Origin of the sequence: Streptomyces sp. NPDC059524 (genome assembly GCF_042749255.1) — a bacterium.
Taxonomy (GTDB): domain Bacteria; phylum Actinomycetota; class Actinomycetes; order Streptomycetales; family Streptomycetaceae; genus Streptomyces; species Streptomyces xanthii.
Genome location: NZ_JBHYTK010000144.1, coordinates 9,001 through 20,585 on the forward strand (window position 1 = coordinate 9,001; position 11,585 = coordinate 20,585).

Genomic DNA, 11,585 nt, shown 5'->3' on the forward strand with positions numbered 1-11,585 from the left:
AACCCCTCATCCGCTCCCCGCCCCCCCCCCGAGCCCCCCCCCCCTTCCTGATGGGCGCCGCCAGATCCACCAGCGGGCCCGCGCCCCCCTGTGCGACCTGGTCCTTGGGTATCGTCACCTCGACGTACGCCAGACGCGAGCCCGTCGTCATCCGCTGCGAGCCGTCCTTCAGCTCCTCGACGATCCACTCCACCCCGTCGACCGTCGCGGGCATGCTGTCCTTCTTCAGGACCGCGTCAGGCCACGCCACGCCGCAGCGCAGTATGATCGCCGGGCTTCCCCACGCCGCGGTCAGCTCGGAGCGCGGCTCGGGATCGTTGCGCTCGAGTCCGTCGATCTTCTGCGGCAGCAGTTCGTGCAGATTCCGGCACAGCCCGGTGACCTTCGCGTCCGGCTTGGGAACCGGCACCTCGGGCGTGTCATCCATTGAAGCGCAGCCCGAAACGGCGACGAACAGCAGTGACAGGGCGGGGAGCCCGACGAGAAGACGGCGCCGGTGACGGAAAGAGTTCACCGGCACAGGGTAGACGGGGGCTACAGGTGGACGACCGGGCAGGTCAGGGTGCGGGTGATGCCTTCCACCTGCTGGACCTTGGCGACCACCATGCGTCCCAGATCGTCGACCGTGTCGGCCTGAGCCCGCACGATGACGTCATAGGGGCCGGTGACATCCTCGGCCTGAATGACTCCTGGAATCTTCCCGATCAGCTCGGCGACAGTCGACGCCTTGCCCACTTCGGTCTGAATCAGGATGTACGCCTGTACCACGGAACCTCCAGGACGACCACGAGGATCATGTGGGGAGAAGGGACGCCACGGTACCGCGTCGCCGCTCCTCGCGGGGAGACCCGGGGCGTCTGTGGCGTACCCACCGTGTACGCGCGGCAAGCACACAGGGATCGAGAGGGCGGGCTCGTGACGGAAACCGTGACGGAAACAGCGGGCAAGCCCGTGACAGAAACCGTACCCATGACAAGGACGGCTCGCGACCTCGCGCGGTCCGGGGCCCAGTGCTCCGTCGACCGCCGGCGGACCCGGGCGGAAGGGGCAGTACGCGCATGAAGGGCACCGTCGGCGAGCTGGGGGAGTTCGGGCTCATCCGAGAACTGACCTCGCGGCTCACCACCACCCCGGCCGTCCGCGTCGGGCCGGGCGACGACGCCGCCGTGGTCGCGGCGCCGGACCGCCGCGTCGTCGCCAGCACGGACATCCTGCTGGAGAACCGGCACTTCCGGCGCGACTGGTCGACCGCGTACGACGTGGGCCGCAAGGCCGCCGCCCAGAACCTGGCCGACATCGCCGCCATGGGCGCCGTGCCCACCGCGCTGCTGCTCGGGCTCGTCGTCCCCGCCGAGCTGCCCGCCTCCTGGCCGTCGGAACTGATGGACGGCCTGCGCGACGAGTGCCAGGTCGCCGGCGCCGCCGTGGTCGGCGGCGACGTCGTCCGCGGCGACACCAACACCGTCGCCATCACCGCACTGGGCGACCTGCGCAACCACGAGCCCGTGACCCGCGCCGGCGCGCAGCCCGGCGACGTCGTGGCCGTGACCGGCTGGCTCGGCTGGTCCGCCGCCGGGTACGCCGTGCTGTCCCGCGGCTTCCGCTCCCCGCGCGCCTTCGTGGAGGCCCACCGCCGCCCCGAGCCGCCGTACCACGCGGGCCCCGCCGCGGCGGGCCTCGGCGCCACCGCCATGTGCGACGTCAGCGACGGCCTCATCGCCGACCTCGGCCACATCGCGGAGGCCAGCAAGGTCCGCATCGACATCAAGTCCGGCAAGGTCGACGTCCCCTCGCAGATGAACGACATCGGCCAGGCCGTCGGCGTCGACCCCCTGCAGTGGGTGCTCACCGGAGGCGAGGACCACGCCATCGTGGCCACCTTCCCGCCCGACGTGAAGCTCCCCGCCCGCTGGAAGGTCATCGGCGAGGTCCTCAACCCCTCCGCACTGCCCCAGGTGACCGTCGACGGCGCCCCCTGGACCAGCAAGGGCGGCTGGGACCACTTCGGCGACGACCCCGCCACGGGCGGCGGCCAGGCCGGTACGGGCGGCTCCGGCGGCCTCGGCGGCTTCGGAGGGGAGATCGAGTCGTGACCGCTTCCGAAGCGGCCCCGGCGCACCCCGGCCCCGTACGCGTCCTGACCGTCGCCGGGTCGGACTCCGGCGGCGGGGCCGGCATCCAGGCCGACCTCAAGACGATGCTCGCCCTCGGCACCCACGGCATGAGCGTGATCACCGCCGTCACCGCGCAGAACTCGCTGGGCGTCCAGGGAGCCTGGGAGCTCCCCGTGGACGCGGTGCGCGCCCAGTACCGCAGCGTCGTCGACGACATCGGCGTCCAGGCCGTCAAGACCGGCATGCTCGCCTCGCCCGAACTCGTCGAATGCGTCGCCGACTTGCTCGCGGGCACGGACGCGCCCGTGGTCGTCGACCCCGTCGGCGTGTCCAAGCACGGTGACTCGCTGCTCGCCGCGACGGCCCTGGACGCCGTCCGCACTCAGCTCCTGCCGACCGCCACGGTGGCGACCCCGAACCTCGACGAGGTGGCCCAACTCGCCGGGATCCATGTCGAGTCGGAGGACGGGATGCGCCGCGCCGCCGACGCCGTGCTCGCCTACGGGCCGCGCTGGGTGGTCATCAAGGGGGGACATCTGGGTCATGAGGCCTCCTCTTCGGGTACGGGCCTCGCCGGGGGATCCGACGAGGCGGTCGATCTGCTGACGGACGGCGCGCAGGAGCACTGGCTGCGTGCCCCGCGCCTCGACAACCGGCACACCCACGGCACGGGCTGCACCCTCGCCTCCGCGATCGCCGCGCAGCTGGCCAAGGGGCAGTCGGTGCCCGAGGCCGTGCGGGCCGCCAAGGAGTACGTGACCGGGGCGATCGCCGGCGGCTTCCCCCTGGGCGGCGGGATCGGCCCCGTGGATCACGGGTGGCGGCTGTCCACCCCCGTGGGGCGCGGCGCGGACGCCTGAGTCGTTGCAGCCGGAGCCGGAGCCGGAGCCGGAGCCGGAGCCGGAGCCGGAGCCGGAGCCGGAGCCGGAGCCGGAGCCGTCGACGTCGGCGTCGGCGTTGCCGGAGTGGATGCCGGTACCTGAGCGGGTGCCGGCACCGGCGTGCGGATCGGTGCCGGGGCGGGCGCGCGCACGGGGGACGGCTCGGCGGAGAGGGCGTAGTCCTTCAGCGCCAGATTGCTCGCCGCCTTCTCCGTGATGCGCTTGAAGACACCGGCCAGCAGGCGTGAACTGAGCATCCGGTACGCCCGGTCGCGGCTGCGTATCTTCTTCTCGGTGGGCGGCGCCAGGAACGGCCCCGCGTTCCCGGACGTCTTCTGGCAGCCCTTCGCGTACTTCGTGATCTCCGCCTCGAAGGCCGCGAACGCCGTGCGGTGGTCGCCGCGCGCCGCGACCAGCTCACCCGCCAGGACATAGGCCGACACCAACGCGGTGCCGGTGCCTATCCCGCCCATGGTCGCCCCGTGCCCGGCGTCGCCGAGCAGGATCACCCGTCCCTTGGACAGCCGGTCGATGTGGATCTGGGCGATGGCGTCGAAGTACAGGTCGTCGGCCTGGTCGAGCGCCTCGCGCATCTGCTCCACGTGCGGCCAGGCCAGCCCGCGCAGCTTCTCCGCGACGATCCGCTTCTGCTCCGCCGTGTCCTTGCGGTCGTAGGTCAGCTCCTCGGAACGGAACACGACGGCCGCGCCGGCCCGCTCCTGATCGCCGTCGTAGTTGTTGATCATCGCTGTGCGTCCTGGCTCCGTGTACAACCGCGCCGTGCGGTCCAGGCCCAGGTGGTTGGGCATGTCGAACCCCGCGACGTAGTACCCGAGGAAGCGCAGGTAGCGGGACTCGTCGCCGAACACCAGCCGCCGCGTGTTCGAGTGCAGGCCGTCCGCGCCGATCACCAGGTCGACCGTGCGGGGAGCGCCGTGGTCGAAGGTGACGTCCACCCCGGCCGGAGTCTCGGCGATCGAGGCGATCGAGTCGCCGAAGACGTACTCCACCGAGTCCTTCGTGCGCTCGTACAGCAGCTTGGAGAGATCGCCGCGGAAGACCTCCACGTCGCCGCTCATCAGGTGCGCGGGCAGGTCGACCCGCTCGCTGTCGTCCGCGTCGACGATGATCTGGCGGCCCATGTCGGTCTGGATCCGGTGCAACTCGTCCCAGATGCCCATGCGGGTGAGGACGGTGCGGTGGACGTGCCCGCGGAAGTCGACGGCGAAGCCGCCCTCGCGCAGGGCCGGCGCCTTCTCGACGACCGTGACACGGGCGCCCTGGCGGGAGAGCCAGAAGGCGATCGCCGGGCCCGCGATGCTGGCGCCGGAGACCAGGACGGTGAGGTGGGACAGCGGTGCGGAGAGAGGGGCGTGCGGGGTGCCGGTGCCGTTGCCGTTGCCGTTGCTGGTGTCGGTGGTCGTGGTGGCGGTCGTCGTCGTGGTCGTCTGAGTGTTCGTGTGCGTCTGCTTCGTCATGTCACCGAGCTTGCGATTCGGCGCTTACCGTTCGCTTACCGTCGACTGACTGTGCCTTACCGACCGCTGACCTCGGCCCGGCACACGACCGTCGATGACGCATGAATCGAGCCTCAGGCCCGCCCGGCCCGCCCGGCCCGGCCTGGCACGGGCCCGCCGCGCCTCACGCCTCGCGCAATGCCGCCTCACGCAGCGCGCTACCGAGCTCGAAGGCTTTCTTGAACGTGTCGGGGGCGAGCAGCCGCCGGATCCGCCGCTCGACGGGCGTCACGTCGGGGTCGTCCACGATCAGCTGACCGCGCAGCGCCGAAGCCGCGCCGAGCAGCGTCGCGGCCTGCTCCGGCCCCGCCGCCCGGGACGCCAGCGCCTCGGCCACCTCCGCCAGTTCGAGCTGTTGCGTCTGGCCCCCGGTCGACAGAGCCCGGGCCTGGCGGAACCAGTCGTCGGCCTCGTCCACGCGTCCCTCGGCCAGCGCCGTCCGGCCCAGGCCGAGGAAGATGTGCACGGTCTGGCCGACGCTGTACCAGGACCGGGCGCTCGTCTCGAGCGCGGACTCGTAGTGGGTGCGGGCCGCCGCCGTGTCCCCGGCGAGCCGGGCCGCGTCGCCCAGACCCCAGTGGGCACCGGCCACCTTGTCGTGCGCTCCGATGCCGCGCGCCAGCTCGGCCGCCCGCGCGAAGTCCACCGCGGCCTCCGCGTGCCGTCCGCTGCGCAGCAGAACCGTGCCCCGCCTGCACAGCAGATCCGCCGTCTCCTCCGGCGCCGCCAGTTCGCGCGCGAAGGCGAGTGCCTCGTCGATCAGCTCCAGGGCGCGCTCCCGCTCGCCGCGCCAGTCCGCGTAGAGGCCCAGCTGGTCGAGGGAGTTGGCCATGCCCCAACGGTCGCCGCAGGACCGGAAGCCTTCCAGCGCCTGCGCGAACAGGGCCTCGGACGCCGCGGGCCGGCCCGCGAACTGCTCCTGGAAGCCGAGTCCGACGGCCAGCAGCGCCTGCCCCCAGGGGTCGTCGCCGACCTGGGCGCGCACCCGCTCGTCCTGCGACCGCTCGGGGCCGACCGCCAGCGTCCACAGGACCACGGTGAAGGGCAGCCGCAACTGCCGGTCGATCGTGGCCAGGACCCGGTCCGCCCGTGCGAGCAGCTCGTCGTCCTCGTCACCCGTCACCGCGTTGAGTCCGCACAGGGCGTACTCCTCGTCGAGTCCGGGAGACGGCATCGGACCCACCGCGTCCAGGAGGTCGCGGGCGAGCGCGACGCGCTGACCGGCCAGGCCGTGCAGCCGCCAGAACCAGGACAGGGCCGCCATCAGCCGCAGGCCGTCGTCCGGTGCGCTGCGCACCAGGTGACGCAGCGCCGCGTCCAGGTCGCCGCGCTCGGCGGAGAGCCGGCTCAGCCAGGGCAGTTGGTCCGCGCCGCGCAGCAAGGGCTCGGCCCGCTCCGCGAGGCGCAGGTAGTACGCGGCGTGGGCGTCCTTCAACGTGGCGAGCGTCTCGTCCGGCAACTGCTCGGCGCAGAAGGCACGGATCGTCTCCAGCATCCCGTAGCGCCCGTCGGACGCGTCCAGGAACGACTTCTCGGCGAGCGAGGCCAGCAGATCCTCCGGGTACGCGATACCGCACACGGCCTCCACCGCGTCCAGCGTCGCGCCTCCTGAGAGCCCACCCCCGCTGAAGACCGTCAGGCGGCACGCCAGATCGCGCTCCTCGTCGTCGAGCAGCTCCCAGCTCCACTCGACGACCGCGCGCAGGGTGCGGTGCCGGGGCGCCTTGGTGCGGTCACCACGCGACAGGACCCGGAACCGGTCGCCGAGGCGCTCGGCCAGTTCCTCCACCGTCAGGGTGCGCAGCCGGGCGGCGGCCAGCTCGATGGCCAGGGGGAGTCCGTCCAGTGCCGTGCAGATGCCGTCGATCGCCGCCACGCGCGCGGGGCCCTCCGCGACCGCGTCGAAGTCGGGACGCACGGCCGCCGCCCGGTCCCGGAACAGCTGAGCCGCAGGACCCGCAGCCAGTGGGGGCACCGGACACAGCGCCTCGCCGGTGATCCCCAGGGCCTCCCGGCTCGTCGCCAGGATCCGCACTCCGGGGCAGGCGCCCAGCAGCAGCCCCGCCACCCGGGCCGCGCCCTCCACGACGTGCTCGCAGTTGTCGAGCACCAGGAGCGCCTCCCGCTCCTCCAGCACGGCGATCAACCGCTCCGTCGCGTCCGCGCTCTGCGGCCCCCGCAGCCCTTCACGGACGCCGAGTGCGCTCAGCACGGCGTACGGGATCTGCGCGCCGTCGGCGAGCGGGGCCAGCTCCACGTAGCAGACGTCCGGGCGGGACCGGGCCGACTCCATGGCCAACCGCGTCTTGCCCGCGCCACCGGGCCCCGTCAGCGTGACCAGCCGGGCCCCCGCCAGCATCTCGTCGATCCGGGCCAGCTCCTCGGCCCGCCCCACGAACCGCGTCAGCTGCGCGGGCACGCCCCGCTGACGCTGCGGCTCCCGTCCTTGCAGCAGCTCCAGGTGGAGGGCCGAGAGCTCCGCCGACGGGTCGGCGCCGAGCTCCTCCGCGAGGACGCTCCTCGCCTCCTCGTAGGCAGCCAGGGCCTCCGCGGGACGGTCCGCCGCGTGCAGCGCGCGCATCAGCAGGGCGTACAGCCGCTCGCTCAGCGGATGCCGGGCCAGCAGCTCACGGATCTCGGCGATCAGGTCCGGGCCCGAGCCCAGGGCGAGATCGGCGGCGATGCGGTCCTGCAGGGCGGTCAGCCGCAGCTCCTCCAGGCGCGGCAGCTCGTCTGGTGCGGGGCCGCGCCACAGCGCGAGGCCTTCACGGAGCAGTGCCGCCGCACGCGCGTGGTCGCCGGTCGCCAGGGCCTGCCCGCCTTCGCGCGCGAGGCGCTCGAAACGGTGCACGTCCACCGCGTCACGGTCGGTCACGAGCCGGTATCCGGCGGGCCCAGTCTCGATCTTCAGGTCCAGCCGCTTGCGCAGCCGCGAGACCTGGGACTGCAGCGCGTTCGCCGCGTTCGCCGGCGGGTCCTCGCCGTAGAGCCCGTCGATCAGGCGCTCCGGGGAGACGGTCCGGCCCGCGTCGAGCAGCAGCAGGGTCAGCAGGGCACGGGGACGCGGCCCCCCGGGGTCCAGAGGGCTTCCGTCGGGGGCCCGCACGTCGAGAGGGCCGAGGATGCCGAACCGCATGCGCAGAGTCTCGCAGCCGCCACCGACAGTCGGGCCGGAGATCGGGGATCTTGCCGCGGACCGGTGACGCGTCCGCGTGCGGACATGAAAAAGCCGGCCCCCGAGGGGACCGGCTTCTCAAGCAACCAGCGAGGTGGCCGCGCTACGCGTTACGTCAGCGCGAGACCTTGCCGGCCTTGATGCACGAGGTGCAGACGTTGAGCCGCTTCGGCGTCCGACCGACCACTGCACGCACGCGCTGGATGTTCGGGTTCCAGCGACGGGGCGTACGGCGGTGCGAGTGCGAAATGTTGTTGCCGAAGCCCGGCCCCTTGCCGCAGACGTCGCAGTTGGCAGCCACGGGTCACTCCAAAGACTTCAGATGCACTTACGGTTGATCCCGGCATGCCGGGATCGAGATCGGAGGATCTGAGTGGCGGTGCCAGGGGAGAGCCCGACGGATATCGGGCAACCGGAGCAGCATACAACGGCTGCTTCGGTAGAACGAAACTACCATGACCTGCCGGGAGGCTGCTCCGGCCGGGTGGACCCGGCCCTCTTCCTGACGAGCGCTCCGGCGGGGTCTACGCTGCGATGCCAGTCCAGCTGTTCAAGGAGGCGCAGGTGCCGCAGGTGCCGCATGTGCTCGACGTCGTCGCGGTGCGCGCCTGGTGCTCACTCGCCCTGGAGGCGCTCGGGCGCGACCGTGCGGAGATCGACGCGATCAACGTGTATCCGGTCGCGGACGGGGACACCGGCACCAATCTCTACCTGACCGTCGAGTCCGCGCATCAGGCCGTCGAGGCCGTCTTCGCGGGCCTCGGAACCGGTCCGGAACCGGCCGGTCCGACGCTGGCCGAGGTCGTGCGCGCGATGGCGCACGGCGCCCTGATCGGTGCCCGGGGGAACTCCGGGACGATCCTCGCCCAGCTGCTGCGCGGCATGGCCCAGGTCCTCGCCGGCGAAGGTACGGGTGACGGGGATCACGTGGCCGGGGCCGATGCGGGGGCGCTGCGTCTCGCCCTCCGTAGAGCCGCGGACTCCGCGCGGGACGCGGTCGCCCACCCTGTGGAGGGCACGGTGCTGACCGTGGCACGGGCCGCCGCGGACGCCGCCGCGCTCGTGGAGGGAGACTGCGGGGCCGTCGTCCGCGCCGCCTATGAAGGCGCGTGCGCGGCGCTCGACGCGACACCGGAGCAGCTCGCCGTCCTGCGCACCGCAGGTGTGGTGGACGCGGGCGGGCGCGGGCTCGTCACCGTCCTGGGAGCGCTCAGCCAGGCCGTCTCCGGAGAAGCGGCGCCGCAGCACAAGCAGGCACCCAGAGCCGTGCCCGAGGCCCCCGCAGAAGCGGGCGGCTCCCTCGAGTGCCCCGACGAGCACGGGGGCGCGGGGCCCGCCTTCGAGGTGATCTACCTCCTGGAGGCCGACGACCGGGCCGTCGCGCGACTGCGCACCCGGCTCGATGCCCTCGGCGACTCCCTCGTGGTCGTCGGCGGAGACGGCCTGTGGAATGTGCACGTCCACGTCGACGACGCGGGCGCCGCCGTGGAAGCGGGCGTGGAGGCCGGCCGCCCGTACCGCATCCGCATCACCCACTTCGGCCTCGGGGACGCGCACACAGGCGGCGGCGCCACACCGCCCAGGGAACGGGCGCAGCGGGCCGTCGTGGCCGTCGTGCCCGGCGACGGGCTGGCCGGGCTCTACGCGGAGGCCGGCGCGACCACCGTCCCGGACCGGCCCGGCGAACCGCCCGCCAGCGGGGAACTCGTCGACGCGATCCGCCGCGCCCACGCGCGCGAGGTGGTGCTGCTGCCGAACGACGCGGAGCTGCGCCACACCGCCGCCGCGGCGGCCGAACAGGCCCGCTCCGAGGGCGTACGGGTCGCCCTGATCCCGACCCGGTCCGCGGTCCAGGGCATCGCCGCGCTCGCCGTGCACGAACCCGACCGGCGCTTCGACGAGGACGTCGTCGCGATGACCTCGGCGGCCGGCGCGACCCGCTACGGCGAACTGACCGTCGCGGAGCGGCAGTCGTGGACCATGGCCGGGATCTGCCAGGCCGGCGACGTCCTGGGCCTCATCGAGGGCGACGTGGCCGTCATCGGCCACGAGGTCCCGGCCACGGCCCGCACGGTCCTGGACCGGATGCTCGCGGCCGGTGGGGAGCTCGTCACCCTGGTGCTCGGCGACGAGGTCCCCGACGAGGTCGCCCAGAGCCTCGAACAGCACGTCCGTGAGTCCTACCTGGCCGTCGACACGGTCATCTACCGGGGCGGCCGGCAGTCGGCGCTGCTGCTCATCGGCGTCGAGTAGCGGCCCCTCCTCGTCGGCCGGGTCCTCGTCGTGCGCGGTCTCCGGTCCGGCCGCTCGGGCGACCGGACCGGAGGCGCACCCGCGCGGGTCTAGCCCCGCAGCGCCTCCAGGGCCTCCCGAGCCTCGTCGCGGGCCTCCGGGTCCCCGGCCTCGTCGAAGGCCGCGGCCGCCCGCTCCAGGTGCTCCTGCGCGTCCGGGGCGTCCCGGCGAGCCAGGAGCTGGGCGAACTGGCGGTGCGTGTGGCCCAGTTCGGCCAGCAGGGCGGCACGGTCCTCGCCGGCGTCGGGCAGAGCCTCCTCGCAACCGGTGATCGCGGCCTCCATGCAGGCGCGCTCGGCGTCCGCGTCGGCGGAGTCCAGCCAGGCACGCGCGCGCAGACAGCGCACCACCGCGCCCGTCCGGCCCAGGGAAGCCCACAGCTCGCCCGCGCGCACGTACGCGCGGTCGGCGTCCTCGGGACGCCCGGCCCGGTCCAGCGCGTCGGCGGCCAGGTTCGCGAGCATCGCGTGGTCCCGCTGCTCCGGCCAGTGCTGGGCGAGCTCGGCCGCCTGCAGCCACGCCTCGGCGGACTGCAGGTGCTCGCCCAGGGCGCGGGCGCAGTCGCCCAGCCACCAGCGGGCCTGCACGATCGCGCCGTCGCCGTGATCGTCCGACGTCAGGTCGAGCAGCGCCGACTCCAGAATCTCGGCCGCCTCCGCGTGCCGGTCCTGGCCCAGCAGATGGCCGCCCAGCTGGAAGCGGGCCCAGGCGCCGAGCCCGGCGCCGTCACCGGCCTCGTCGGCCCAGTGCGCCGCCTCCAGGGCGTGGTCCGACGCCCCCCGCGCGTCACCGCCCGCAGCGAGGAGCTCCGCCAGCTGGAGCTGCAGCTGCGCCACGTCGTGCGGCTCCAGGACGCCCGCGCCGTGCTCCAGGGCCGCCCGCAGCCGCCGTTCACCCTCCTCGAGGTCGCCCCGCTCCCGGGCGAGACCGACAAGGCGCATGTCGCAGTCCACGGCCGCCCACGGCCGCTCCGCCGCCAGATGCGCCTCCACCGCGCCCTCGAACAGAGCGCGCGCCCCGTCGTCGTCACCACGGTGCACCGCGATGTCACCGAGCATGCCGCGCGCGGCCGCCGCCTGGGAGGCGAGGCGCGGAACGTCGGGGAACCGCTCGGCGAGGCCCAGCAGTTCCCGTACGCACGCCTCGGCGGCCGCGACGTCCTCGTCCCCGGCGTGCCCCATCAACAGGATGCGCGCCCGGCTCGTCAGCACGGCCGTCACCGGCCTGGCCGTCTCCGCGTCCAGTTCCGCGAACCCGTCGAGCACCACCTGCTCGTACGGCTCCCGGATCGCCGCGCGCGCCTCGTCCAGGCGTCCCGCGCGGGCCAGCGCGAACGCCCCACGCGCGCGTGCCGCGCGGGCCTCCGCCGGGTCGCCCGCCTCCTCGAACAGCGCGGCCGCGCGGTCGAAGCCGCCGGCGGTGTCGTCGGAGTGGATGGGGCCCGGCGGCGGGGGGAACCCCCCCCCGCCGCGGGCGGGGTACCACCGCGCCCGCGGCGCCGCCCGCCGCGAGCGCCCGGCGGGCCGGGGCCCCCCGCGCCGCGGTCAGCACCTGGCGGCGCCCCCACGCCGACTTCCCCAAGCCCGTCGGCGGCACCGAGACCAGC

8 protein-coding genes and 1 pseudogene are annotated in these 11,585 nt (G+C 73.9%); 3 read left to right on the forward strand and 6 right to left on the reverse strand.

Translation table 11 applies throughout. The features are described 5' to 3' along the window. The coding region (locus tag ACFW9D_RS30375; protein WP_384627153.1) for a DUF3515 domain-containing protein at positions 1–514 on the reverse strand (514 nt) is incomplete at its 3' end. Between the two features lie 20 nt (positions 515–534). Continuing rightward, entirely contained in the window at positions 535–768 is a 234-nt protein-coding gene (locus ACFW9D_RS30380) for an Lrp/AsnC family transcriptional regulator (RefSeq protein WP_188336642.1), read from the reverse strand. 290 nt (positions 769–1,058) lie between these two features. Between ACFW9D_RS30380 and ACFW9D_RS30385 the strand changes: the two genes are divergently transcribed. Beyond that, positions 1,059–2,093 (forward strand): thiamine-phosphate kinase, encoded by a 1,035-nt coding sequence (locus tag ACFW9D_RS30385; protein WP_384627156.1) that lies wholly within the window; start codon positions 1,059–1,061, stop codon positions 2,091–2,093. Continuing rightward, on the forward strand, positions 2,090–2,974 hold the full coding sequence (thiD, locus tag ACFW9D_RS30390) for a bifunctional hydroxymethylpyrimidine kinase/phosphomethylpyrimidine kinase (RefSeq protein WP_384627159.1): 885 nt from the start codon (positions 2,090–2,092) through the stop codon (positions 2,972–2,974). The genes ACFW9D_RS30385 and thiD overlap by 4 nt, the downstream gene beginning before the upstream one ends. Positions 2,975–3,150: 176 nt before the next feature. Here the strand turns inward: thiD and ACFW9D_RS30395 are convergent. From ACFW9D_RS30395 to rpmB, 3 genes and pseudogenes are all read right to left on the reverse strand, one after another. Continuing rightward, positions 3,151–4,473 (reverse strand): annotated as a pseudogene (locus ACFW9D_RS30395) (FAD-dependent monooxygenase); the annotation flags it as partial. Between the two features lie 163 nt (positions 4,474–4,636). Beyond that, positions 4,637–7,648, reverse strand: a complete 3,012-nt coding sequence (locus tag ACFW9D_RS30400) for a BTAD domain-containing putative transcriptional regulator (RefSeq protein ID WP_384627162.1) — start codon at positions 7,646–7,648, stop codon at positions 4,637–4,639. A 154-nt stretch (positions 7,649–7,802) separates the two neighbouring features. Beyond that, complete coding sequence (rpmB, locus tag ACFW9D_RS30405; RefSeq protein ID WP_015036441.1) at positions 7,803–7,988, reverse strand: 50S ribosomal protein L28; 186 nt, start codon at positions 7,986–7,988, stop codon at positions 7,803–7,805. Between the two features lie 233 nt (positions 7,989–8,221). Between rpmB and ACFW9D_RS30410 the strand changes: the two genes are divergently transcribed. Further along, the gene (locus tag ACFW9D_RS30410; RefSeq protein ID WP_384627164.1) at positions 8,222–9,940 is read left to right on the forward strand and encodes a DAK2 domain-containing protein; all 1,719 of its coding nucleotides are present in this window, start codon (positions 8,222–8,224) and stop codon (positions 9,938–9,940) included. 89 nt (positions 9,941–10,029) lie between these two features. Here ACFW9D_RS30410 and ACFW9D_RS30415 read toward each other — a convergent pair whose 3' ends face one another. Beyond that, positions 10,030–11,244, reverse strand: a complete 1,215-nt coding sequence (locus tag ACFW9D_RS30415; protein ID WP_384627166.1) for a hypothetical protein — start codon at positions 11,242–11,244, stop codon at positions 10,030–10,032. Positions 11,245–11,585: the final 341 nt, after the last annotated feature.

Excerpts from the sequence above, each read along its gene's own strand:
- ACFW9D_RS30385 (WP_384627156.1), top strand. The coding sequence starts at position 1,059 with ATGAAGGGCACCGTCGGCGAGCTGGGGGAGTTCGGGCTCATCCGAGAA.
- ACFW9D_RS30400 (WP_384627162.1), bottom strand. The coding sequence starts at position 7,648 with ATGCGGTTCGGCATCCTCGGCCCTCTCGACGTGCGGGCCCCCGACGGA.
- ACFW9D_RS30410 (WP_384627164.1), top strand. The coding sequence starts at position 8,222 with ATGCCAGTCCAGCTGTTCAAGGAGGCGCAGGTGCCGCAGGTGCCGCAT.